At 72.3% G+C, this 23,132-nt stretch carries 20 protein-coding genes; 14 read left to right on the top strand and 6 right to left on the bottom strand.

All coding sequences use genetic code 11. The features are described 5' to 3' along the window. Window positions 1-14 precede the first annotated feature (14 nt). From MF672_RS09335 to MF672_RS09310, 6 genes are read left to right on the top strand one after another with little or no spacing between them, the layout of a single operon-like run. On the top strand, window positions 15-1,265 hold the full coding sequence (locus MF672_RS09335) for an ABC transporter substrate-binding protein (protein WP_242373329.1): 1,251 nt from the start codon (window positions 15-17) through the stop codon (window positions 1,263-1,265). After that, a complete protein-coding gene (locus MF672_RS09330; RefSeq protein WP_242373328.1) occupies window positions 1,262-2,101 on the top strand; it encodes a carbohydrate ABC transporter permease in 840 nt (279 codons plus the stop codon). Before MF672_RS09335 ends, MF672_RS09330 begins: the two co-directional genes overlap by 4 nt. Next, entirely contained in the window at window positions 2,098-2,910 is an 813-nt protein-coding gene (locus MF672_RS09325) for a carbohydrate ABC transporter permease (RefSeq protein ID WP_242373327.1), read from the top strand. The genes MF672_RS09330 and MF672_RS09325 overlap by 4 nt, the downstream gene beginning before the upstream one ends. Next, on the top strand, window positions 2,907-5,813 hold the full coding sequence (locus MF672_RS09320; protein ID WP_242373326.1) for a glycoside hydrolase family 38 N-terminal domain-containing protein: 2,907 nt from the start codon (window positions 2,907-2,909) through the stop codon (window positions 5,811-5,813). Before MF672_RS09325 ends, MF672_RS09320 begins: the two co-directional genes overlap by 4 nt. After that, window positions 5,810-7,033: an enolase C-terminal domain-like protein gene (locus MF672_RS09315; RefSeq protein ID WP_242373325.1), complete on the top strand. Its 1,224-nt coding sequence runs from the start codon at window positions 5,810-5,812 to the stop codon at window positions 7,031-7,033. Before MF672_RS09320 ends, MF672_RS09315 begins: the two co-directional genes overlap by 4 nt. Window positions 7,034-7,042: 9 nt before the next feature. Next, window positions 7,043-8,479 carry a S10 family peptidase gene (locus tag MF672_RS09310; RefSeq protein WP_242373324.1) on the top strand — a complete coding sequence of 479 codons (1,437 nt, stop codon included), beginning with the start codon at window positions 7,043-7,045 and terminating at the stop codon, window positions 8,477-8,479. Here the strand turns inward: MF672_RS09310 and MF672_RS09305 are convergent. From MF672_RS09305 to MF672_RS09285, 5 genes are all read right to left on the bottom strand, one after another. Continuing rightward, window positions 8,438-9,274: a hypothetical protein gene (locus MF672_RS09305; protein WP_242373323.1), complete on the bottom strand. Its 837-nt coding sequence runs from the start codon at window positions 9,272-9,274 to the stop codon at window positions 8,438-8,440. The genes MF672_RS09310 and MF672_RS09305 overlap by 42 nt on opposite strands. Window positions 9,275-9,342: 68 nt before the next feature. Next, window positions 9,343-9,765, bottom strand: coding sequence for a peptidase inhibitor family I36 protein (locus MF672_RS09300; protein WP_242373322.1), 423 nt, complete (start codon window positions 9,763-9,765; stop codon window positions 9,343-9,345). 165 nt (window positions 9,766-9,930) lie between these two features. Then, entirely contained in the window at window positions 9,931-10,701 is a 771-nt protein-coding gene (locus MF672_RS09295) for an SDR family NAD(P)-dependent oxidoreductase (protein WP_242373321.1), read from the bottom strand. Beyond that, complete coding sequence (locus MF672_RS09290) at window positions 10,694-11,713, bottom strand: DUF4432 family protein (RefSeq protein WP_242373320.1); 1,020 nt, start codon at window positions 11,711-11,713, stop codon at window positions 10,694-10,696. The genes MF672_RS09295 and MF672_RS09290 overlap by 8 nt, the downstream gene beginning before the upstream one ends. Beyond that, complete coding sequence (locus MF672_RS09285) at window positions 11,710-12,825, bottom strand: DUF5005 domain-containing protein (protein ID WP_242373319.1); 1,116 nt, start codon at window positions 12,823-12,825, stop codon at window positions 11,710-11,712. Before MF672_RS09285 ends, MF672_RS09290 begins: the two co-directional genes overlap by 4 nt. Window positions 12,826-12,954: 129 nt before the next feature. On the opposite strand from MF672_RS09285, the gene MF672_RS09280 reads away from it, so the two are divergent. The 4 genes from MF672_RS09280 to MF672_RS51300 all read left to right on the top strand — a co-directional run bounded on the left by MF672_RS09280 (window position 12,955) and on the right by MF672_RS51300 (window position 18,349). Beyond that, window positions 12,955-14,565, top strand: a complete 1,611-nt coding sequence (locus tag MF672_RS09280; RefSeq protein ID WP_242373318.1) for an ABC-F family ATP-binding cassette domain-containing protein — start codon at window positions 12,955-12,957, stop codon at window positions 14,563-14,565. Between the two features lie 177 nt (window positions 14,566-14,742). Continuing rightward, window positions 14,743-15,543: a hypothetical protein gene (locus MF672_RS09275; protein ID WP_242373317.1), complete on the top strand. Its 801-nt coding sequence runs from the start codon at window positions 14,743-14,745 to the stop codon at window positions 15,541-15,543. 71 nt (window positions 15,544-15,614) lie between these two features. Then, window positions 15,615-17,123: an RNA polymerase sigma factor gene (locus MF672_RS09270; protein WP_247815501.1), complete on the top strand. Its 1,509-nt coding sequence runs from the start codon at window positions 15,615-15,617 to the stop codon at window positions 17,121-17,123. Window positions 17,124-17,236: 113 nt separating this feature from the next. Beyond that, window positions 17,237-18,349, top strand: coding sequence for a C40 family peptidase (locus MF672_RS51300; protein ID WP_302893182.1), 1,113 nt, complete (start codon window positions 17,237-17,239; stop codon window positions 18,347-18,349). Window positions 18,350-18,374: 25 nt separating this feature from the next. Here the strand turns inward: MF672_RS51300 and MF672_RS09260 are convergent, their stop codons facing one another. Further along, window positions 18,375-18,869 carry an inorganic diphosphatase gene (locus MF672_RS09260; protein ID WP_091081296.1) on the bottom strand — a complete coding sequence of 165 codons (495 nt, stop codon included), beginning with the start codon at window positions 18,867-18,869 and terminating at the stop codon, window positions 18,375-18,377. Window positions 18,870-19,204: 335 nt separating this feature from the next. On the opposite strand from MF672_RS09260, the gene dacB reads away from it, so the two are divergent. The 4 genes from dacB to hpt are packed head-to-tail and all read left to right on the top strand — an operon-like array spanning window position 19,205 to window position 23,071. Continuing rightward, window positions 19,205-20,380: a D-alanyl-D-alanine carboxypeptidase/D-alanyl-D-alanine endopeptidase gene (gene dacB, locus MF672_RS09255; protein WP_242372137.1), complete on the top strand. Its 1,176-nt coding sequence runs from the start codon at window positions 19,205-19,207 to the stop codon at window positions 20,378-20,380. Between the two features lie 24 nt (window positions 20,381-20,404). After that, complete coding sequence (locus tag MF672_RS09250; protein ID WP_242372139.1) at window positions 20,405-21,481, top strand: Rv3626c family coenzyme F420 biosynthesis-associated protein; 1,077 nt, start codon at window positions 20,405-20,407, stop codon at window positions 21,479-21,481. A 26-nt stretch (window positions 21,482-21,507) separates the two neighbouring features. Next, the gene (gene tilS, locus MF672_RS09245) at window positions 21,508-22,509 is read left to right on the top strand and encodes a tRNA lysidine(34) synthetase TilS (RefSeq protein ID WP_242372147.1); all 1,002 of its coding nucleotides are present in this window, start codon (window positions 21,508-21,510) and stop codon (window positions 22,507-22,509) included. A gap of 10 nt (window positions 22,510-22,519) precedes the next feature. Beyond that, a complete protein-coding gene (gene hpt, locus MF672_RS09240) occupies window positions 22,520-23,071 on the top strand; it encodes a hypoxanthine phosphoribosyltransferase (protein WP_242372150.1) in 552 nt (183 codons plus the stop codon). The last annotated feature ends 61 nt before the right edge of the window (window positions 23,072-23,132 follow it).

The following is a 23,132-nucleotide window of genomic DNA, read 5'->3' as shown; positions in this document are numbered from 1 at the left end:
AAGGAGGCCGGCCCATGTTCCGGTCACGTGTGGCCACGCTGGGCGTGGCGGCGCTCGTCCTCGCCGCGTGCGGCGGCAACGGCACCGCCACGCAGCAGAAGAAGAGCGAGCTGACGCTGTACAACGACAAGGGCGCGTGGACGAAGTTCTTCGACGAGATGGGCGCCCTGTCCAAGCAGCAGATCGGCCTGGGCATGAAGCCGACGGGATACACGGACTCGGCGCAGTACCAGGCGTTCATCAAGGCGTCGTTCCGCACGAACGTCAAGCCCGACCTGTTCACCTGGCAGACCGGGGGGATGCTGGAGGAGATCGTCAAGCAGAAGCAGGTGGCCGAGACCACGGCCGTCTGGCAGGAGGCGATCAAGGCGGGCGACCTGTCGCAGGACCTCGCGCCCTACTACACGATCGGCGGCAAGCAGTACTGCGTGCCGATGAACGTCGCCTACTGGGGGATGTTCTACAACAAGAAGGTCTTCGACAAGTACCGACTGGCACCGCCGCAGACCTGGGACGAGCTGATCAAGGTCGCCGACACCCTCAAGCGGAACGGGGTCAAGGCGTTCTACCACACCAGCGTGCTGTTCTCGTTCGTCTGGTTCGAGCAGCTCATGGCCGGCACCGACCCCGACCTGTACGACCGCCTCGCCACCGGCAAGGCCAAGTACACCGACCCGGGCGTGGTGCAGGTGATGGAGCGGTGGAAGTCGATGATCGACGCCGGATATTTCATTAATCCGGGTGACAAGACGGACCCGGGCGACGTCCTGAAGAACGGCAAGGCCGCCATGGTGTCGTTCGGCACCTGGTTCAACACCAGCATGACCCAGCGCAACATGAAGGCCGGCGCCGACTACGGCTTCTTCGTCATCCCCAACGTCAACGCCGCGCTCCCCAAGACCTCGATGATCTTCGAGAGCGGCCCGCTCTGCTCGCTCACCAAGGCCGCCGACCCGGACGCCAGCATGAAGTACCTCAAGTGGTGGACCACCGCCGAGGCCCAGGAGAAGTGGGCCACCAGTCGCGGCGACGTGAGCGCCAATCCCAAGGTCACCATCCAGGACGAGGCACTCGGCGCGGTCACCAAGGACGCGGGCGGCGGCAAGTACCGCCTGGTCAACCGCTACTTCGAGGCCACCCCGCCGCCGGTGCTGACGGCCGCCCTGGACGGGTTCGGCAAGTTCGTCACCGAGCCCGGCAGCTACAAGGAGGTGCTGGAGACCATCCAGAAGGCCGCCGACGAGTACTGGAGCACTCACCAGTGAGGTCCCCGGTACTCGGGCGGTTCCGGCACGGGTACGTGGCGCCTGCGGCCGTCCTGGTCGCGGTGCTGCTCTACGCGCCGTTCGTGTGGACCGCCTACCTCAGCCTCACCCGCTACGACGGGCTGGAGCCGCCGAGCTGGGTCGGCCTGGACAACTTCGGCAAGCTGTTCGCCGACCCGGCGCTGCTCACCTCGGTCCGCAACACGCTGATCTGGGTGCTCGGCACGATGGTGCTGCCGGTCGGGCTCGGCCTGCTGGTGGCGGTGCTGTCCTACGACCTCAAGGGCGGCGCCTGGTACCGGGTGCCGTTCATGTTGCCGTACGCGCTGAGCGGCGCGGGCCTCGCGATGGTGTGGAGCCCGGTCCTGTCCCACGACGGCATCGCGAACCTGCTGCTCGGCGTGGACACCGCGTTCCTCCAGGAGGCGCCGCAGAACACCGTGGCCATGCTGCTGGTGTGGACCTGGCAGCAGCTCGGCGTGAACACGCTGCTGTTCGTCGTGGGCCTGCAGTCCATCCCGAAGGAGCCGATCGAGGCGGCCCGGCTGGACGGCGCGGCGGGCTGGCGGCTGTTCCGGCACGTGATCTGGCCGCTGCTGCGCCCGCTGACGGCGGTCGTGGTGGGGCTCGCGCTGGTGGCGAGCCTGAAGACGTTCGACATCGTGTGGGTGCTGACGCAGGGCGGTCCCGGGCGCAACTCCGAGACGCTGGCGGTGACGATGTACAAGGAGACGTTCGTGGCCAGCCAGTACGGCTACGGCTCGGCCGTGGCGGTGCTGCTCACGGTCGTGACCGGGCTGGCGTCCTACCTCTACCTCAGGAGGCAGGTGCGATGATCCGCAGAGCCGTGCTCGTCGTGCTCGGGCTGATCTGGCTCGGGCCCACCTACCTGCTGCTCGTCAACGCCGCGCGCCCGGCCGACTCCTACGACCCGGCGCGGGCCTGGGCGCCCTCCGGCGACTTCGCGCTGCTGGAGAACGTGGCGCGGGCGGTCGAGGGCGCGAACCTGGGCGGCAGCCTGGCCAGCACCGCGCTCTACGCGCTGGTCTCGCCGCTGCTCGGCGTGCTGATCGGCGCGCTGGCCGGGTACACGATCGTGGTGCTGCGGCTGCGGCACGGCTTCTGGTGGTTCCTGCTGATCTTCGGCGGCACCGTGTTCCCGTCGCAGATGTTGCTGGTGCCGCTGTTCGTCAGCTACAGCGACGCCGGCCTGTACGACACCCGCCTCGGCCTCATCCTCGTCTACACCGCGATCAATGTGCCGCTCGGCGCGTTCGTGCTGCGCAACTTCTACCAGGGCGTGGCGTTCTCGATCTTCGAGGCGGCCCGCATGGACGGCGCGTCCACCTGGCGCATCTTCTGGCGCGTCTACCTGCCGATGTCGGCCAGCGCGCTGACCGCCGTCTTCATCCTGGAGTTCACCTTCATCTGGAACGACCTCGTCTTCGGCCTGACCCTCTCCCAGACCGAGGACGTGCGGCCGGTCATGACCGCCATCGCCGGCCTCATGACCGACGTCTACGCCGGCACCCCGGTGCCGGTCGGCCTGGCCGCGGGGCTGGTGGTCTCGCTGCCCACGGTCGTGTTGTTCCTCGCCACCCAGCGCCTCTTCGCCCGAGGCCTTTCCCTAGGGAGTGTGCAATGACCAGCCGGTTGCTCCAGCGGAGCCTGGGGAGCCCCGACTATGACGGCATCAGGCAGGCGTTGCGGGACGACACCTCGACGCCGGTGATCAGCGTGCGCGGGCTGGAGGTGCGGGTGGCGGTGGTGCCGCTGTTCACGCACGACGGCCGCCAGGCGGTCCGGGTGACGAGCACCGAGCCGCTGACGCACGTGCTGGTGGGCGTGGACAGCGCGTCGGGCACGGACGTGACGCTGCTGGTGCCCGAGGTGGACGCGCCGCGCGTGCTGACGCTGGAGTGCCGCGACGAGGCCGGCGTGGTCGGCACCGCCCGGGTGACGGTGACGCCGCAGCGCAAGTGGAGCGTGTTCGTCGTGCACCACTCGCACCTCGACATCGGCTACACCGACCCGCAGGGCACGGTGCTCCGCCACCACCTCGACTACCTCGACGCGGCGGTGCGGCTGGCCGAGGAGACCGCGTCCTGGCCGGACGACGCCAGGTTCCGCTGGACGGTCGAGTCGTCGTGGCCGGCGCAGAAGTGGCTGGCCGCGCGGCCGGCCGCCATGGTGGAGGCGTTCCGGCGCTTCGCCCGCGAGGGCGTGATCGAGGTGACCGCGCTGCCGTTCCAGCTCCACACCGAGGCGTGCTCCACCGAGGAGCTGCACCGCCAGCTCCGCTTCGCCCGCGAGTCGGGGCTCCCGGTCAGGTCGGCGATGCACACCGACGTGCCGGGCGCGGTCGTCGGGCTGGTGGACGCGCTCAGCGCGGCCGGCGTGCGCTACCTGGCCGCCGCCCACAACTGGGCCGGGCGGTCGGTGCCGTACCTGCACGGCGGCGACAAGCTCACCCGGCCGTTCCGGTGGCGGGCGCCGAGCGGGAACGAGATCCTGGTGTGGTTCACCGACACGCCGCACGGGATGGCGTACATGGAGGGCAACACGGTCGGGCTGACCGACTCCTACGAGCTGGCCGACGACCTGCTGCCGCGCTACCTGTCGGCGCTCGCCACGCGCGGCTACCCGTACGGGCCGGGCACGTTCGGCTGGCAGGGGCCCGACGCGCCTCGGGAGCCGTACGAGCTGGACGTGCTGCACCTGCGGGTGCAGGGCGCGCACGCCGACAACGCGGGCCCGTCGATCGTGCCGGCCTCGATCGCCCGCCGCTGGAACGAGCAGTGGGCCTGGCCGCGCCTCCGCTCGGCGGTCAACAGCGACTTCTTCGCGCACGTCGAGGCGCACTGCCTGGACCGGCTGGCGGTGCACGAGGGCGACTGGACCGACTGGTGGGCCGACGGGCTCGGCTCGGGCGCGCGCCCGCTCGGCTACGTCCGGCGGGCGCAGTCGGCGCTCCGGGTGGCCGAGACGCTGCACACGCTGGCCGGCGTGGACGTCACCGAGCAGGTGGACGCCGCCTACGACGGGGTCGCCCTGTTCAACGAGCACACCTGGGGCGCGGCCAACCCGTGGGAGGACGCCGAGGAGGCCGGCGACTCCGGCGGCCTGCAGTGGACGCGCAAGTCCTCCGGCGCCTACCAGGCCCAGGACGACGCGGCCGACCTGCTGCACGCGGGCGTGCGCCGGTTCGCGGCGGCCCTGTCGGAGCCGGGGCAGGAGGCGGCGTTCGCGGTGTTCAACCCGGGCACCGCGACCCGCACCGACGTGGTGCGCGCGTTCCTGCCCCGCGACGTGGTCGGCGTGGACGTGCCGATCGCGCTGGTGGACGCCAGGACCGGTGAGACCGTGCCGCACCACGAGGAGTTCGTGGACCCCGACGACTGGCCGACCCGGCCGATCGGGCGGCACATCCACGCGGTGGTCAGGGACGTGCCGGGGTTCGGCCACGTCCGGCTGGACGTGGTGCGCGCCGGGGCGCAGGCCCAGGAGCCGGTGGAGCCCGCCGAGGACACCGTCATCGAGAACGAGTTCTACCGGGTGGCCTACGACCTGCGCGAGGGCTACATCAGCTCGGTCTTCGACAAGCGGGCCGGCCGCGAGCTGGTCAACGGCGACGCGGCGGCCGGCTTCGGCCAGTACGTCTACGACCGGTACGCGACCGCCCCGCACTTCAACCACCTGTCCGGGCACGTCGGCGCGCACGACCGCACCCTGCTCGGCGACCGGGCCATCGGCCGGCACGCCACGCTGACCGAGTGCCGGCGCACGGCGGTCGGCGAGCGGCTGGTCGTCGAGCTGCGCGGCAAGGGCGTCGACTGGATCCGCACCACGATCGAGCTGCACTACGGCGTGCCCCGCCTCGACCTGACCTACCAGCTCGCCAAGCAGGGCACCCCGGCGAAGGAGGCGGTGTTCCTGGCCTTCCCGTTCGCCGCCGGGGCGCCCGCCGCCTGGGAGCTGACCGGCGGCGTGGGCGGTCCCGACGTGCCGCGCGTGCCGGGCTCGGCCGCGTACATGCTGCCCATCAGGCACTGGATCGCCTTCGAGGACCCCGAGCTGAGCATCGCCTGGGCCACGATGGAGGCGCCGCTGGTGCAGCTCGGCACCATCCACATGCCGTACGCGCCGTTCCCGCCCACGCTGGACCAGGAGGACGGGACGGTCTACTCCTGGGCGCTCAACAACATCTGGGACACCAACTTCCCCGCGCAGCAGCAGGGCGAGACCACGTTCCGGTACGCGGTCGCCTCGGCGGCCGGCGTCCCCGCGCGCCGGCTGGGCGCGGCGGCGGCGTCCGGGCTCACCGACGCGTTCGTCGGCGCGCTGGTGACCGGCGGCGCCCCGGCCGAGGAGAGCTACGCCTCGGTGGATCATCCCGACGTGCTGATCACCTCGATCGGGCAGGACGGCGTCCGGCTCCAGTCGCTGGCCGCCGAGCCGGTCGAGGCGACGGTGCGCGCGGGGAACGAGACCACGACGGTACGGCTGCCCGCGTGCGGGGTCGCCATCATCGGGAGGACGCGTCAGTGAAGATCGTCGACGTCCGGGCCACCACGGTCGCCGTGCCCCTGGAGGCGCCGCTGCGGCACAGCAACGGCGCCCACTGGGGGCGCTTCGTCCGCACGATCGTCGAGGTCGAGGCCGACAACGGGCTCGTCGGCCTGGGCGAGATGGGCGGCGGCGGGGAGAGCGCGGAGGCGGCCTTCCGCGCGCTGCTGCCGTACCTGCGCGACCACGACCCCTTCCAGCTGGAGGCCCTGCGCTTCAAGATCGCCAATCCGACGGCCTCGCTCTACAACAACCGCACCCAGCTCCTCGCCGCGATCGAGTTCGCCTGCCTCGACCTCATCGGGCAGCATCTCGGGGTGGCGGTCTGCGACCTGCTCGGCGGGCGGGTGCGCGACGCGGTGCCGTTCGCGTCGTACCTGTTCTTCCGGTACGCCGACGAGGGCCAGGCCGAGATCCGCACCCCCGACCAGCTCGTCGGGCACACCCGGGCGCTCAAGGAGGCCCACGGCTTCACCGTCCACAAGCTCAAGGGCGGCGTCTTCCCGCCGGACTACGAGCTGGAGTGCTACCGGGCGCTGGCCGAGGCGTTCCCCGGAGACCGGCTGCGCTACGACCCGAACGCGGTGTTGTCGGTGGCCGAGGGGCTGCGGTTCGGCAAGGCCATCGAGGGGCTGAACAACGACTACCTGGAGGACCCGGTCTGGGGTCTGGAGGGGCTGCGGGCCGTTCGGGAGCAGGTCCGGGTGCCGCTGGCGACCAACACCGTCGTCGTCAACTTCGAGCAGCTCGCCTCCAACGTGCTGCGCAGGGCCGCCGACGTGGTGCTGCTGGACACCACGTTCTGGGGCGGCATCCGGCCGTGCGTGAAGGCGGCGGGGGTGTGCGAGACGTTCCAGCTCGGCGTGGCCGTGCACTCCTCGGGGGAGCTGGGCGTCCAGCTCGCGACCATGCTGCACCTCGGCGCGGTGCTGCCGAACCTCACCTACGCCGCCGACGCCCACTACCACCAGCTCCGCGACGACGTGATCGAGGGCGGCAAGCTGGCCTACTCGGACGGGGCCATCGCGGTGCCGTCGGGGCCCGGGCTCGGCGTGCGGCTGGACCGGGAGCAGGTGGCGCGCTACGCCGAGCTGTACCGCGAGCTGGGCGGCTATCCCTACGACCGCGATCCTGGCCGGCCCGGCTGGTACGCCACCGTCCCGAACGAGCGTTTCGCCGACCCGGAGGCCGCCACCCCATAATTGGGCGACATGTCGGAAACTTCACAGCCTGCTCCGCCCGCTGACAACCTGGTGACCACCTCCCACGCGCTGCCGTCCGGCCAGTCCTACACCGCCGTGACCGGCACGATGGTGCTGCGCGAGGAGGTGTTCACCGAAGGCCGGTTCGACGGGCTGCGGCCGAAGGCCGAGGTGTTCGTCACGGCGTACACGCTGGACGGCGCCGACCCGCAGCGCCGGCCCGTCACCTTCGCCTTCAACGGCGGGCCCGGCTCCTCCAGCGTGTGGCTGCACCTCGGCGTGCTCGGGCCGCGCCGGGTGGTCATGGGCGACGCGGGGGCGCTGCTGCCGCCGCCGTACGGGCTGGCGGACAACGAGGAGAGCCTGCTCGCGGTCAGCGACCTGGTCTTCATCGACCCGGTCTCCACCGGCTACTCCCGGGCCGCCGAGGGCGAGAAGGCCGAGCCGTACCACGGCTTCTCCGGCGACCTGGAGTCCGTCGGCGAGATCATCCGGCTGTGGACCACCAGGAACGGGCGGTGGATGTCGCCGAAGTTCCTCGCCGGGGAGTCGTACGGGACGGTCCGCGCGGCCGGCCTCGCCGACCACCTCCAGTCCCGCTACGGCATGTACCTCAACGGCGTCATGCTGATCTCCTCGGTGCTCGACTTCATCACCGGCGACTTCAACCAGGGCAACGACCTCGCCTACGCCCTCTACCTGCCGACCTACGCCGCCATCGCCCACCACCACGGGCTGCACGGCGACCGGCCGCTCGCCGACGTGCTGCGCGAGGCCGAGGAGTACGCCGAGCGCGACTACCCGTGGGCCCTCGCCCGCGGCAACCGGCTCACCGCCGACGAGCGCGCCGCCGCCGTCGCCAGGGTCGCCGCGCTGACCGGGCTCAGCGAGGACTACGTCGACCGGGTGGACCTGCGCATCGAGCACATCCGCTTCTTCACCGAGCTGCTGCGCGCCCGCCGCCAGGTGGTCGGGCGGCTCGACGGCCGCTTCGTCGGCTGGGACCCCGACGCCGGGCGCGAGCACTTCACCGCCGACCCCAGCATGAACGCGATCATGGGCCCGTACAGCGCCGCGCTCAACCACTACCTGCGCACCGAGCTGGGCTACGCCAACGACCTGCCCTACGAGATGCTCACCTCGCGGGTGCGGCCGTGGTCGTTCAAGGAGTTCGAGGGCGCGCACGTGCAGGTCGTCGACAAGCTGTCGGCGGCGATGCGGGCCAACCCGCACCTGCGCGTCCACGTCGCCTGCGGCTACCACGACGGGGCGACGCCGTACTACGCCGCCGAGCACGCCTTCGCGCACCTGCCGGTGCCCGCCGAGCTGGCCCGCAACATCGAGTTCGCCTACTACGAGGCCGGGCACATGATGTACGTCCACGAGCCCAGCCGGCTGCGCCAGTCAGCGGACCTGGCCGCCTTCGTGCTCGGCGAGCACGGCTGAGGCCTGCCGCAGCCGGTGCGCCAGGTCGGCGCGCAGCGCGGCGAAGCGGTCGCGGTTGTCGCGGACGAGCGCCCGCTGCAGCGCCGCGTCGGCCGCGTGCCAGGCGGCGACCAGGCCCGAGGACCACTTGCACTGCGTGTCGGCGACCGCGGCCTGCTTCTCGTCCTCGGTGACGGCCTGCTCGTCCAGGTCCCAGCGGCTGTCGGCGATGGCCGCCTCCGGGGCCGGGTAGTCGTGGCCGGCCTCGGCCATGCACGCCTGCCAGCGCTTCACCGCCGCGATCACCGGCCGCTCCTTGGCGGACTGCTCCAGCGTGAGCGCGTCCTGGAGGGAGAACCACGGCCAGTCCGCCTTGCGCGCGCCGCGCCGCAGCGCCTGCGTCGCCCGGTCCAGGCAGCCCTGCTCCTTCGCCGTCCCGTACAGGAGCTGCCTGGTGGCGGCGGGCAGCCCGGCGGCCCAGGCGGTCGTGTCCGGGGACGGCGGGCGGGCGAGGTGGTAGCCGTAACGGCGGGCCGCCTCGGTGTCGACGACGCCGTAGCGGCGGGAGTTGCCCGGATCGAGCTCGGCGATGAGCGCCGGGTCCTCGGCGGGCGGCTCGATGGTGACGCCCTGCGCGCGCATGCACCGCATCACCAGCAGGTTGTGCGCGTTGCCCAGCGTGGCCCGCTGCTCGGGGGTGGTCTTGTACGCGTCGAAGGGCAGCACGAGCTGCCCCGGCGAGGTCGCCCCCGCGGGCGCGGGCACCCGCGGCGGGGGTTCCTCCGCGCCGCAGGCAGCCACGGCCAGTAGCAGCATGCCCGCGACGAGAACGCGACGGCCGGTTTCCGGCGGCCAGTTCCGGAAACCGGCGCCCCCCTTGACGGTCAGCGGCACCAGATGTCGAGCGAGCTGGCGCGGTTGTTGCCGACGGCGTTGTTCGCGAGGAACCCGTCGTTGGAGTTGTGCGTGAACGTGCTGTGCGCGCCGGTGTAACCGGGGTGCTGCCAGAGGGTGGCGCTGCAACCGATTCGGTTGCGGATGGAGCTGGTCTCGTTGTTCATGCTGTGCCAGGAATTGCTGAAGTCCCAATTCAGCCAGTTGTTGTCGGCGAAGTTCGAATCGTCCGCGACGAAGTCGCGCCAGTGGTCGACCTGACCGCGGTTGTAGTCGAAGCCCGCGTACAGGCAGACGCGGCCGCCGTAGCAGGTGGAGCGGGGGCTGGCGGACGCGGGGGCGGCAGGGGCGGCCACGGCGAACAGGGCGGCGGCCGCCGCGACGAAGCCGGCGACCTTTTTGCTGAGCCTCACAGGTCTCTCCTCGATCGGTGAGTCGTTTCGACCACGTAACCTAGCGTGCTGAATCGAATACGAGTCGTCATGACTCGCCGCACGCCGTCACACTCGTATCAAGGGGGTGACCTGCGAGTTCTTATCGTTGACGCAACTCTTGCCGTTCAAGAAAGAAATTGAGCCTTATTCGGGGAGCGCGGCCGGGTTGCGCGCCAGCAGGCCGCCGTCCACGCGGTGCTCGGCCCCGGTGATGAACGACGAGCGCGGCCCGGCCAGGAACGCCACCAGCTCCGCCACCTCCTCCGGCCGCCCGACCCGGCCCAGCGGATGCGCCGCGCCCCACTGCCGGACCTGCTCCTCCTGCGACAGCTCGCCCCGCCACAGGTCGGCCGCCCAGCGCAGCATCGGCGTGTCCACGGAGCCCGGGCACACGACGTTGACCCGGATGCCGTCGGGGGCGTGGTCGAGCGCCATGGCCCTGGTCAGGCCGTTGATCGCGGCCTTGCTCGCGGTGTAGGCCGCGACCTGGGCCTGCGAGGAGAACGCCTGCACCGACGACATCAGCACGATCGAGCCGCCGCCGCGCTCCCTGAGCCGCGGGACCGCGGCCTTGCAGGTGAGGTAGACGCCCTTGAGGTTGATGTCCAGCACCTCGTCCCAGACCTCCTCGGGGGTGTCCTCGACGGTGCCGTAACGCTGCACGCCCGCGCAGGTGACCACGATGTCGAGCCCGCCGAACCGGCTCACCGCGAGGTCCACCAGGTCGCGCAGCTGGTCGGCGCGGCGCACGTCGGCCGTGCGGCCGAGCACGTGCTCGGTCTCCAGCTCGGCGTCCTTGTCCACGCCGCAGAACACCACGGACGCGCCGCCGTCGGCCAGCCGGTCCACCACGGCCCGGCCGATCCCGGTCGAACCGCCCGTGACCAGCGCCACTTTCCCGCCGAACTCACTCATGCGTCCGCACCTCCGCGCGCATCCACAGTTTCCTCGTCTCGTGGGGGCCGAGCGTGAGCGCCGTCCCGTTGGCCACGGCGGCGGCCAGGCCGTCGGTCGGCATGCTGGAGAACGGTTCGAGCCCGACCGTGTACACCCGTCCCCACCAGGGATATCCGGTGGACGCGCCGAGCTCCTGCCACAGCCACAGATACGGCAGGACCGTCGCGTCCCACGAGACCCGCATACTGATATCCCCCGAAATTTCATACCAACCCTCGGGGCCGAAGCCCGTCAGGTACACGATGTCGCTCGGCCCGCCCGGCTCCTGGACCACGCTCAGATCCGTCTCGCCGCCGCCGTCACCGGGGACCGACGGCCACTCCCACGGCCCGCCCGCCCGCACCCGCCGCCCGCCCGGGTCGATCGCGCTCGCGTGCGGGATCACCCGGACGCCCTCCGGCAGCCGGATCCGGGCCCCGGGCCGCAGGAACGGGCGGCCGTACACGAGGTGCTGCCCCCACATCGCGTGCAGCGGCACGGGGGAGTCGTTCGTCGCGGCCGACCCGACCTCCAGCGCGGCCGTGCCCGACCGCAGCCGGAGCACCTTCTCCACCCGGTACGGCAGCCGCCGGGTGCGCACCGCCAGCCGGACTGCGACCTCCTCCTCGCGGTCGGCCACGACCTCGCACTCCCACGGCAGGCCGGCGACCTCGCCGTGCTGGGCCAGCCGCGCGCCCCGGTACTCGCTGGGCGCGCCGCCGTTCGGGAAGACCTCCTGCCAGCCGCCCTCGTAGTGGTCCACGAACGGGGCCACGTCGTCGGGCGCGCCCAGCAGGTGGTCACGCGGGTTCCGCAGGCCCTGGGGGGCGAGCCAGACGAGGTCGGTGTCGGTGGGCTTGTGCAGGAACTCGACCACGTCCCCGCCCTTGTCCACCACCACGGTCACCCGCAACCGCTCGTTCTCCAGCACCACGGCCCGGAGCCCGTCGAGGGTGATCCGCCTGAGCCGCGCCCCCCAGTTCCGTCTCACCGGAAGGTCACGTCCAGGAAGCGGGGGCGGTAGATGGTGACGTCGCGGTAGTGGTCGGTGTTGACGAAGCTGTTGACGTTGTACGAGACCACCAGCCCGGTCCCGGCGACGTCCGGGTGGGCGTGGGCGTTGTAGGTGAAGATGTTCCCGCCGGTCTCCGGCGTGGTGTAGACGTGCTGCTTGCCGGTGAACGGGCCGGCGGGGGAGCACGAGGTGTAGGCGACGATGTTCGGGCTCAGCGCCTCGGACGTGTCATGCGTGATCAGGACATAGGAGGATCCGACCCGGGTGACGCTGTACTCGTTCGCCACCCCGCTCATGATCCGCGCCGAGTCGCCCTCGTCCGCCGACCAGGTGCCGTCCGCCTTCAGGAACTCCCACGTGCCCAGCAGGCTCTGCCCCTTGACCCGGGCGAGGTGCATGTACTTCGGCGAGCCCAGGTCCTCCACGCCGTAGACGTAGGTGTAGCCGCCGTCCTTGAGCGTGGCCGAGGCCCAGGAGACGCCGTGCCCGGAGGGCAGGTCGTGCACGCTGATCGGCCGCTCCAGCCGTCCGGGGGCGAACCTGGCGACCACGTTGCGGTGCCAGCGCCAGTCCCACGCGCCGGTGCCGAACCGCTCGTACTCCTGGTAGGTGACCTCGACCAGGCCGCCGGCCAGCGTGGCGTCGCCGGCCCAGAACCAGTGGTTCGCGTCGCGCGGCGGCATGACGGCGGCCGGCTTCGCGGCGGTGCCGTCGTGGACGGTGGACAGCCGGCCGTCGCGCTCCACGGCGAAGGAGTTGTTGAGGAACACGGTCGTGCCGCCCTCCTCGACCACCGGCGGGCGCGAGCCGTCCGGGTTGACCTGGCCGAGGAAGGTGTCGGAGAAGATCCACAGCTCCTTGCCGCTGGGCAGCCGGAGCGAGTAGGTGCCGTCGGCGCCGGTCCAGTCGTCCAGGCGGCTGTTGTCGTTGCCGTACGCGGTGAACAGGCCGGTCAGGCGGGCGTCGGTGGTGGCGCCGGTGACGACCGCGGGAGTGCAGGCGGCGGCAGCGGCGGGTGGCGGCGGCGCGGCGGTGAACCCGAGCAACGCGATGGCCAGGGGGGCGAGGGCGAAGCGGAATCGCGTCATGAGTGATCCCTAGGGGGTGAGGTTCCCTACAGTTCTAGTCATTAGATCACTTGCTGTCCAGGGCCCTCGTGAGCGCGCCGCTCCGAAAACCGGATGCGGCGGGCGGAAGCTCGCGGATAGCCTGCGCGGATGGGCCACGTCGAAGCAGGACATCTGACGTACGTGCTGCCCGACGGGCGGCCCCTGCTCAACGACGTGTCCTTCCGCGTCGGCGAGGGCGTCAAGGCGGCGCTCGTCGGGCCCAACGGCGCGGGCAAGACCACGCTGCTGCGCCTGATCGCGGGCGACCTGCAACCGGTCGACGGCAGCGTCGCCGGCTCGGGCGGGCTCGGCGTGATGCGCCAGTTCATCGGCAGCGTGCGCGACGGGAGCGGGGTGCGCGAGCTGCTGCTGGGCGTCGCGCCGCCGGCCGTGCGGCGGGCCGCCGAGCGGCTCGACGCGGCCGAGCTGGCGATGATGGAGCGCGACGACGAGAAGACGCAGATGCGGTACGCGCAGGCCATCGCCGACTACACCGACGCGGGCGGCTACGAGATCGAGGTGCTCTGGGACACCTGTACGGTGGCCGCGCTCGGCGTTCCGTACGAGAGGGTGAAATATCGGGACGTGGCCACGCTGTCCGGCGGCGAGCAGAAACGGCTCGTGCTGGAGGCGCTGCTGCGCGGCCCCGACCAGACCCTGCTGCTCGACGAGCCCGACAACTACCTCGACGTACCCGGCAAGGAATGGCTGGAGCAGCAGCTCAAGGAGACGCCCAAGACCGTGCTGCTGGTCAGCCACGACCGCCAGCTCCTCGCCAACACCGCCGACCGCATCATCACCGTCGAGAACGGCGGGGTGTGGATCCACGGCGGCGGCTTCGGCACGTACGCCGAGGCGCGCAAGGCCCGCAACGAACGCCTGGACGAGCTGCGCAGGCGCTGGGACGAGGAGCACGCCAAGCTCAAGACCCTGGTCAACATGCTCAAGAACAAGGCCAGGTACAACGACGGCATGGCCCCCGCCTACCACGCGGCCCAGACCCGGCTGCGCAAGTTCGAGGAGGCGGGCCCGCCCGAGGTGTCCCCGGCCGAGCAGAACATCCGGATGCGGCTGCGCGGCGGCCGCACCGGCAAGCGCGCGGTCGTCTGCGAGGGCCTGGAGCTGAGCGGGCTCATGCGCCCCTTCGACCTGGAGGTCTGGTACGGCGAGCGGGTCGCGGTGCTCGGCTCCAACGGCTCCGGCAAGTCCCACTTCCTGCGCCTGCTGGCCGGCGAGCCGGTCACGCACGAGGGCGTCGCCCGGCTCGGCGCGCGCGTGGTGCCCGGCCACTTCGCGCAGACGCACGCCCGTCCCGACCTGGTCGGCCGCACCCCGGTCGAGATCGTCATGACCGAGCACGCCCGGCTCCAGAACGAGGCCATGAAGGCGCTGGCCCGCTACGAGCTGGCCGGCCGGGTCGCCGAGCAGCGCTTCGAGACGTTGTCCGGCGGCCAGCAGGCGCGGCTGCAGATCCTGCTGCTGGAGCTGTCCGGGGCCACGCTGCTGCTGCTCGACGAGCCGACCGACAACCTCGACCTGGCCAGCGCCGAGGCGCTCCAGGCGGGCCTCGACGCCTTCGACGGCACGGTGCTGGCGGTCACCCACGACCGCTGGTTCGCCGCCGACTTCGACCGCTACCTGGTCTTCGGCTCCGACGGCAGGGTCTACGAGTCGTCCGAGCCGGTGTGGGACGAGACCAGGGTCGCCCGCCCGCGCTGAGCGAGCCGGCCGGCACGGCCATCACGAGCACCAACGGCAGCAGTCCGGCTCTGGTTCCCCACATGTCGCCCGACAGGAGGACATCGACCTTCAGAATCCGTATAGCTGCTTCAAGAGTTGGTACGGCGGGCGCGTGTCACCTGCCAGCCGCGCCCATGCTCGGGTTATCACGGCAAAGTGATCCCACGCAGCCGAACCGCCAGCCTTCTCGCACTCGGGGCGATCTGCCTCACCGGATGCGCCGGCGAAAAGCAGCCGGCGCAGGAGCTCAAGCCCCTCGCGCTCAAGGAACAGGTCTCGAACATCGTCAAGTCGGCGGACGGGTACGCCGTCAACTGGGCCGGCGTGCTCAGCAACGCCAACCCGTGGCACTTCGGCGAGCACGTGGTGGCCACGATCGTCGGCCAGGACGCCAAGGGCACCGAGGTCGTCCGCCTGGACCAGCCGCTGGACGCGGTGCCGCCGGGCGGCAGCCTGGAGTTCACCGGGCAGGCGACCGCGGCCGAGCGGCCGGCCAAGGTGACGATCCAGTACCGCCCGGCGCAGTGGCGGCAGGCGGCACGGGTGCCGTCCGCCTTTCAGCGGTTCCCCATCACGCGCGCGCAGACAATGCGCCAGAAAGACGGCTCTTACCTCATTACCGGATATGTGGGGAATCCGTATCAATTGCCGGCGGGCAGTCTGGTCGTGAACGCGTTGCTGCGCGACAAGGCGGGCAAATTGCTCGGAGGCGGCAGCACGTTCGTGGACGATGTGAAAGCGGGCAGCCCGCCCCGGTTCATCATGACCGTCTCGGGACTGTCGCGGGACGCCGTGGTCGCGCGGACCGACATATCGGCCCGGACCTGGGGCTCCACCGGCCGGCCCTACGAGGATCTGGCCCTCGCCGGAGCCGTGCCGGTGCACACCGTGAAGCCGACGACCGAGCCGTTCACGGAGGACCGCAGCACCCAAATCATCGCGGATTACCAGCAGTAATTCGCCGGTATAAATGCCATCGGTCCGGAACCGGTAGAACTACTAGTTACCGATCCATTACCTTCGGTCACATGAACGACCGCAATCTGGTGGAAGCGCTCCGCGCCCGCGATCCCGGCGCCCCCGCCGCGCTTTACGACGCGTACGCGGAGGGCGTCTACCGCTACTGCCGGTCCCTCCTCGGCGACGCCGAGAGCGCGCAGGTGGCGCTGCGCGACGCGCTGATCGCCGCCGAGGCGCACGCCGGGGCGCTGGCCGACCCCGCGCGGCTGCGCGCCTGGCTGTACGCGCTGCCGAGTGCCTGCGCCGCCGCGCCGCCGCCCCACCCGCCGCCCCACCCGCCGCCCCGCCCGCCGCCCCGCCCGCCGCCGCCCGCCGCCCCGCCCGCCGCCCCGCCCGCCGCCGGAGCTGCGCAGGACGGCCGGGCGGCGGCGGGCTGCGCGCCGTGGCCGGGAACGCGGTCCACAGCCTCGCCCGTCGCCGACCGCGAGGTGCTGGAGCTGGCGATCGCGCACGGGCTGCCCGAGCCCGAGCTGGCCCAGGTCCTCGCCGTCCCGGCGCGGCAGGTCGAGCCCGCCATGCGGGCCGCGCGCGACCGGCTGCGCGACGCGATCACCGCCGAGATCCTGGCCGGGAGGGAGCCGGACGACTGCCCGAGCCGGGCCGCCATCCTCAAGGGCTCCTCGGGGCGGCTGACCGCCGAGACGCGCGAGCGGCTGGTGCGGCACCTGCGGGAGTGCGCGGCCTGCTCGCCGCACCGGGGCCGGGAGGTCTCGGCGGCCAAGGTGTTCGAGCTGCTGCCGGCCGCGGAGCTGCCCGACGCGCTGCGCATCCGGGTGCTGAGCTGCTTCGCCGATCCCGAGCTGGCGCCCTACCGGCGGTACGTGGCCCGGCGCACCGGCCGCGGCCTGGGCGCCGCCGGGTTTCCCGTCCCGTCGCAGCGGACTGTTCGGCGGTGGCCCAAGGCGGTGGCGGGCGCGCTGGCGGCGGTCGCGGCCGTGGTGGCGATAGCGATGATCTTCCATGAGTTCGGCGGCGACGGCGTCGTGTCGGGAGTGGCGACGGCCGCGTTCCCGCCCACCGGCGAGCCGCCCGCCGTCCGGCTGCCCTGGCAGGAGCGACCTCAGGATGTGCCCATGACCGTGGACCCCGTCGTCGACGCCACCGCCCCGCACCCCGCGGGGCCGGCGGAGGGCCCGCTGCGCCCGGCCGGCGTGACGGCCCGGCCCGCGCCGTCGTCCGGCCTGCCGCCGGACGGGGGCGAGCCCGCCGACCCGCCCGCCGACCCTTCCGGAGACCCGGCCGAGCCCGGTCCCGGCACCGGCCCGCTCGATCCGGACGGCCCCGGCGGCCCCGGTGGCCCCGATCCCCGTCCGGGCGGCCCTGGCCACCATCCCGGTCCTGGCCCGCGTCCAGGCCCCTGCCCCGACCGGCCGCGCCACACGATGCCCTGCCCCACGCCGACGCCCACCGCGACCCCGATCCCGACGCAGACGCCCACCCCCACCACGACGCCCGCCGAGACGGCGACGCCCACCCCCACCGAGGAGCCGCCGACCTCCCCGGCCGAGACCACCTGAGGCTCGCTCCCGGCATGGTTACAGGTTCGCCCAAGGGGAGCGTTCGTCACGTTACGTGAGCGAACCGGGGGGAATCGCGTGCATAGAGTCACCATCTGTTTCTGGGGGGACCTATGCGCACATTCCGTGCGACGCTGCTGGCGGGCTGCCTGCTGGTCGCGCTGTGCCCGCCGGCCCGCACCGAGCCGCGTCCGCCCAGCGCCCATGACGTCCGCGAGGCCCGCGCGACCGTCCGCGACCGCTCCCGCGCCCTGGCCACCACCAGCGCCAGGCTCGCCGCCGCGCAGTCCCGCCTGGCGGCCCTCGCGGCCGAGGTGGAGCGGCTGGTGGAGGCGTACAACGGGCAGGTGGTGCAGCTGCGCGCCGCCGAGGAGCGGGCCCGCCTCACCCAGGAGCGCCTGGCCGCCGCCGACGCCGAGGTGGAGCGGGCCCGGCAGCCGGTCGCGCTACTCGCGGCGCAGGCGTACGGCGGGCTCGGGCCGCTGGAGCCGATCATGGGCCTGCTCACCGACCGCGGCGACGACGACGGCGCGCTGCACCGGGCGGGCGTGCTCGGCCAGCTCAGCGGGGAGCGGGCGGCGATCCTGGCCCGGCTGCGCGACGCTCAGCAGGTCGCGGCGATCCTGCGCACCCAGGCGGCCGAGGCCCGGGCCGGCCAGGCGGTCATGGCCGAGCGCGCCCGCGCGGCGAAGGAGGCGGCGCGGGCCGCCGTGGCCGGTCAGCGCCACGAGACGCGGGAGCTGCGGGCCCGCGAGCACCGGCTGCAGCACCGGGTGGACGCCGCCCGCGCCCGGGCCGACCTGCTGGCCCGCCGGCGTACGGTGGCCGCCTCGGCGGCCGGGCTGATCACCGGCGGCTCGGCCCTGGGGGACCGGGCCGCCGACTGGGCGCTCACCCAGCTCGGCAAGCCGTACGTGTGGGCGGCGGCCGGCCCGGCGACCTACGACTGCTCGGGACTGACGATGCGCGCGTGGGAGCGGGCCGGCGTCCGGCTCGACCACTGGACCGGTACGCAGTGGACGGCCGGCCCGCACGTCCCGCTCGACCAGCTGCGCCGCGGCGACCTGCTGTTCTTCGCCCGCGACACGAGCAACCCGGCGACCATCCACCACGTCGGCATCTACGTGGGCCGCGGCCAGATGGTGCACGCCCCGCAGACGGGCGACGTGGTGCGGGTCGCCCCCATCGGACGCGGGGACCTGGTGGGCGCCACCAGGCCCAGCTAGAGGCGTCCGTGATGCCCCGGAGGGGTCAGTGATGCCCGCCGGACTCCTTCAGCCGCTGGAAGGAGCGCTCGATCTCGGCCTCGGCCTCGGCCCGGCCGACCCAGTTGGCGCCCTCGACGGACTTGCCGGGCTCCAGGTCCTTGTAGACCTCGAAGAAGTGCTGGATCTCCAGCCGGTCGAACTCCGACACGTGGTGGATGTCCTGGATGTGGTGCATCCGCGGGTCGGTGGACGGCACGCAGAGCACCTTGTCGTCGCCGCCCTTCTCGTCGGTCATCCGGAACATGCCGACCGCGCGGCAGGTGATGTAGCACCCCGGGAACGTCGGCTCCTGCAGCAGCACCAGGGCGTCGAGCGGGTCGCCGTCCTCGCCGAGGGTGTTCTCGATGAAGCCGTAGTCGGCGGGGTACTGCGTGGAGGTGAACAGGAGCCGGTCCAGCCGGATCTTCCCGGTCTCGTGGTCCACTTCGTACTTGTTCCGTTGCCCCTTGGGAATCTCAACGACAACGTCGAACTCCACCGCGGTTCCTCCGCTCAAGCCCCCGGGTACCCCCGGTCGGGCGTTAATGTCTCTAGGCGAACACAGGAGAGAGGGCAGGCGACGTGGCGCGGCACGACCGGTGGGTGATGCTGGCCACTCTCGCCGTGCTCCAGGTGCTGACGACGGTCACCGGCGTGTACGCGATGACCACCGACTTCAGCCTGGGCGCGCTGACGAGGCAGACGTCACCGACCGAGCCGACGGCGTCTCCGCCGGAAGGGTCTCCTCCTCCCGCCCCCGTGGTCACCTCAGGGCCTGTGCTGGCCCAGCTCTCGGTGAGGCCAGGAGACGGACCTCTCCCGACTAAGGGTACTTTGACGCGGCAGCTCACCGACGCGCTGGGTGACGAAGCGCTCGGCAAACGGGTCGGCGCGGTCGTGCTCGACGCGGCCACCGGCGAGCGGATCTTCGCCGCGAACGCCGACACCCCGATCACGCCCGCCTCCACCACCAAGATCGTCACCTGCACGGCGGCGCTGGCCTCTCTCGGCCCCGACGCCCACCTGTCCACCCGCGTGGTGCAGGGCGGCAAGCCGGGCTCGGTGGTGCTCGTCGGCGGCGGCGACCCGCTGCTCGCCGGCCCGTCGGCCAGGCCGCGGTACCCGAAGCAGGCGAGCCTCGCCACCCTCGCCGCCCGCACGGCCGCCACGCTGAAGGCCCAGAAGGTCACGAAGGTCACCCTCACCTACGACACGTCGCTGTTCACCGGCCCCACCACGGCGGCCGGCTGGAAGCCCGGCTACATCGTCCCCGAGGGCAACGTCGCCCCGGTCCACGCCCTCGCCATCGACGAGGGCCGCCAGAACCCGCGCTCCAACACCCCGCGCGTCGCCGACCCGCCCGCCTACGCCGCCGCGGCCTTCGCCCGGCTGCTCGGCAAGCAGGGCATCTCCGTGGCGAAGTCGATCCGCCCGGGCAGGGCCCCCGCCGGGGCCGCCGAGCTGGGCCGGGTCGACTCGGCGCCGATCTACGCCCTGGTCGAGCACACCCTGACGCACAGCGACAACGACATGGCCGAGGCGCTGGCCAGGCACGTCGCCATCAAGGAGGGGCAGCCGGCCTCCTTCGAGGGCGGCGCGGCGGCCGTGCTCGGGGTGCTCAAGCGGCTCAACGCGGCCCAGGGCGTCGCGCTGTCCGACGGCAGCGGCCTTTCCCCCCGCAACCGCATCAGCGCCGCCGCCCTCGCCAAGCTGGTCGCCATGGCCGGCTCGCCGGCCTCGCCCGGCCTGCACGCCGTCGCCTCCGGCATGCCGATCGCGGGCTTCTCCGGCACGCTCGGCAACGGCCGCCGCTTCACCGCGAGCGACAGCCGCGGCCAGGTGGGCCTGGTCCGCGCCAAGACCGGCACGCTCAACAACGTCAACACCCTGGCCGGCCTCGCCACGACCAAGGACGGCCGGCTGGTCACCTTCGCCTTCATGGCCGACCAGGTGCCGATCAACGCCGAGCCCGTGCTCGACCGCCTCGCGGCCATCGTCGCGCGGTCTTGAGCGGAACCACGTACGGTGGACGGTATGCAGGTGATCGACTGGGATCTGGCCGTCACGACCGGCACGCGCCTGGTGCGCCCCGGTCCTCAAGTGAGCCGGGAGGAGGCCAGGCAGGCCGTCACCGAGCTCCGCACCCTGTCGCGCGAGGCCGAGGGCCACGTACGGGAGTTCACGAAGATCCACACGGAGACCGCGCCCCAGCCGGCCACCATCGTGGACCGGCCCGGCTGGATCAGGGCCAACGTCGAGGGGTTCCGCGTGGTGCTCGAACCCCTGACGCAGCGCATGGGCAACAGCGACAACCCGCCGCCCGCCATCGTCACGGCCGTGGGCTCGCGCATCACGGGCGTCGAGGTCGGGGCGGTCCTGGCCTTCCTCGCCTCGCGCGTGCTGGGCCAGTACGAGCTGTTCCTGCCGCCCGACCCCACCGGCCAGGAGCCGGCCGGGCGGCTGACGCTCGTCGCGCCCAACATCGTCCACGCCGAGCGCGAGATGGGCGTCAACCCGCACGACTTCCGCCTGTGGGTGTGCCTGCACGAGGAGACCCACCGGGTGCAGTTCACCGGCGTGCCGTGGCTGCGCGAGTACGTCCGCTCGCAGATGACCGAGTTCCTGCTCGCCTCCGACCTCGACCTGCCCACGCTGCTCGAACGCCTCCGCAACGCCGCCGACACCGTGGCCGACGTGGTGCGGGGCGGCGAGGGCAACCTCATCGACGTCATCCAGTCGCCCGCCCAGAAGGCCATCCTCGACCGGCTCACGGCCGTGATGACCCTGGTCGAGGGGCACGGCGACTACGTGATGGACGCCGTGGGCCCGTCGGTGGTGCCGTCGGTGGCCGAGATCCGCGGCAAGTTCGCCCAGCGCCGTGAGGGCGGCTCGCGGCTCGACCGCACCGTGCGCCGGCTGCTCGGCATCGAGGTCAAGATGAAGCAGTACGCCGAGGGCTCGGCGTTCGTGCGCGCGGTGGTCGAGCGGGCCGGCATGGACGGCTTCAACAAGATCTGGACCAGCAAGGACACCCTGCCCACCACCCAGGAGATCGCCGACCCCGGCTCCTGGATCGACCGCGTGATCGGCACCCCGGCCCTTCCCGCCTGACCGCCGGCCGCCCCGGACCCGCGACAATGGCGGTCGTGGGTCCACATCCAGCCGTAGCCGACGTCCGCCGGGCCGTGCGGGAGGCGCTCGCCGACCTGCCGCGCGCGGCCCTGGTGCTGGCGGCGTGCAGCGGCGGGGCCGACTCCACCGCGCTCGCCGCCGCGCTCGCGTTCACCGCGCCCCGCCTGGGCCTGCGCGCCGGCCTGCTCACCGTCGACCACCGGCTCCAGGAGGGCTCGGGCGAGCGGGCGCGCGAGGTCGCCGCCCAGGGGGCCCGGCTGGGCCTGGAGCCCGCCGACGTGCTGACCGTCACCGTCGGCGCCGAGGGCGGCCCGGAGGCGGCGGCCAGGGACGCCCGCTACGCCGCGCTCGCCGCCGCCGCCGACCGGCACGGCGCCGTGGCCGTGCTCCTCGGCCACACCAGGGACGACCAGGCCGAGACCGTGCTCCTGGGTCTCGCGAGGGGCAGCGGGCCGCGCTCGTTGTCCGGGATGGCGGCGCGGGCGGGCCGCTACCGCCGCCCCTTCCTCGACCTGCCCAGGGCGACAACGGTCGCGGCCTGCCAGGCGCTCGGCCTCGACCCCTGGGACGACCCGCACAACGACGACCCCCGCTACACCCGGGTGCGCGTCCGCCGCCGGGTGCTGCCCGTGCTGGAGGCCGAGCTCGGCCCCGGCGTGGCCGAGGCCCTCGCCCGCACCGCGCGGCTGGCCCGGGAGGACGCCGACGCGCTCGACGGATGGGCCGAATCGGCGTACCAGAATTGCGCTCTTAGCGATATCGGCGAGTCGGTGACCCTCGCCGTGGCGGAGCTGGAACGGCTGCCGGACGCCGTCCGGCGGCGGGTGCTCCGCCGGGCTGCCATCGCCGCCGGCGCGCCCTCCGGCGCGCTCTCCGCCACGCACGTGCTGGCCGTGGATCGGCTGGTCACGCGGTGGCGCGGGCAGAAGCCCGCCGATCTGCCCGGGGGTCTGAGCGCCGCGCGGCGGTATGGCACCCTGATACTCGCCAAGAGTCCCCACGCGTAAGGAACCACAGGTGGACGCTGCCGACATGGGCAATGACCTGGAAAAGGTGCTCATTTCCGAGGACGACCTCCAGGCCAAGATCAAAGAGCTGGCCGGGCGCATCGACCAAGATTACGCGGGCAAGGACGTCCTGCTCGTGGGCGTGCTCAAGGGCGCCGTCATGGTGATGGCCGACCTGGCCAGGGCCTTGCACGTGCCGGTGCAGATGGACTGGATGGCGGTGTCGTCCTACGGCGCGGGCACCAAGTCGTCCGGCGTCGTCCGCGTGCTGAAAGACCTCGACACCGACATCCTCGACCGCCACGTGCTGATCGTCGAGGACATCATCGACTCCGGCCTCACCCTCCACTGGCTGCTGGAAAACCTGAAGTCGCGCAAGCCCGCCTCTTTGGAGATCTGCGCCGCGCTGCGTAAACCCGACGCCGTGAAGGTGCCGATCGACGTCAAATACGTGGGCTTCGACATTCCCAACGAGTTCGTCATCGGATATGGGCTCGACTACGCCGAGCGATACCGGAACCTGCCGTTCATCGGCACTCTCGCCGAGCACGTATACCGATAAGAGGCCGAGCGGCCCCTCTTGCCATGGCCGGGAACATCGCGCAACGTGACGTACGTTGATA

Source organism: Actinomadura luzonensis (genome assembly GCF_022664455.2).
Lineage (GTDB): Bacteria > Actinomycetota > Actinomycetes > Streptosporangiales > Streptosporangiaceae > Nonomuraea > Nonomuraea luzonensis.
Note: the sequence above shows the minus strand (reverse complement) of the source record. Positions and strands in the feature narration are given on the sequence as shown.

Bases quoted from the DNA above. Each gene is read 5' to 3' on its own strand.
- MF672_RS09250 (WP_242372139.1), top strand. From the start codon at position 20,405: ATGCAGGTGATCGACTGGGATCTGGCCGTCACGACCGGCACGCGCCTG.
- MF672_RS09320 (WP_242373326.1), top strand. From the start codon at position 2,907: ATGACCAGCCGGTTGCTCCAGCGGAGCCTGGGGAGCCCCGACTATGAC.
- MF672_RS09305 (WP_242373323.1), bottom strand. From the start codon at position 9,274: ATGCTGCTACTGGCCGTGGCTGCCTGCGGCGCGGAGGAACCCCCGCCG.
- MF672_RS09335 (WP_242373329.1), top strand. From the start codon at position 15: ATGTTCCGGTCACGTGTGGCCACGCTGGGCGTGGCGGCGCTCGTCCTC.
- MF672_RS51300 (WP_302893182.1), top strand. From the start codon at position 17,237: ATGCGCACATTCCGTGCGACGCTGCTGGCGGGCTGCCTGCTGGTCGCG.
- tilS (WP_242372147.1), top strand. From the start codon at position 21,508: ATGGCGGTCGTGGGTCCACATCCAGCCGTAGCCGACGTCCGCCGGGCC.
- MF672_RS09270 (WP_247815501.1), top strand. From the start codon at position 15,615: ATGAACGACCGCAATCTGGTGGAAGCGCTCCGCGCCCGCGATCCCGGC.
- MF672_RS09325 (WP_242373327.1), top strand. From the start codon at position 2,098: ATGATCCGCAGAGCCGTGCTCGTCGTGCTCGGGCTGATCTGGCTCGGG.
- MF672_RS09310 (WP_242373324.1), top strand. From the start codon at position 7,043: ATGTCGGAAACTTCACAGCCTGCTCCGCCCGCTGACAACCTGGTGACC.
- MF672_RS09280 (WP_242373318.1), top strand. From the start codon at position 12,955: ATGGGCCACGTCGAAGCAGGACATCTGACGTACGTGCTGCCCGACGGG.
- MF672_RS09285 (WP_242373319.1), bottom strand. From the start codon at position 12,825: ATGACGCGATTCCGCTTCGCCCTCGCCCCCCTGGCCATCGCGTTGCTC.
- MF672_RS09295 (WP_242373321.1), bottom strand. From the start codon at position 10,701: ATGAGTGAGTTCGGCGGGAAAGTGGCGCTGGTCACGGGCGGTTCGACC.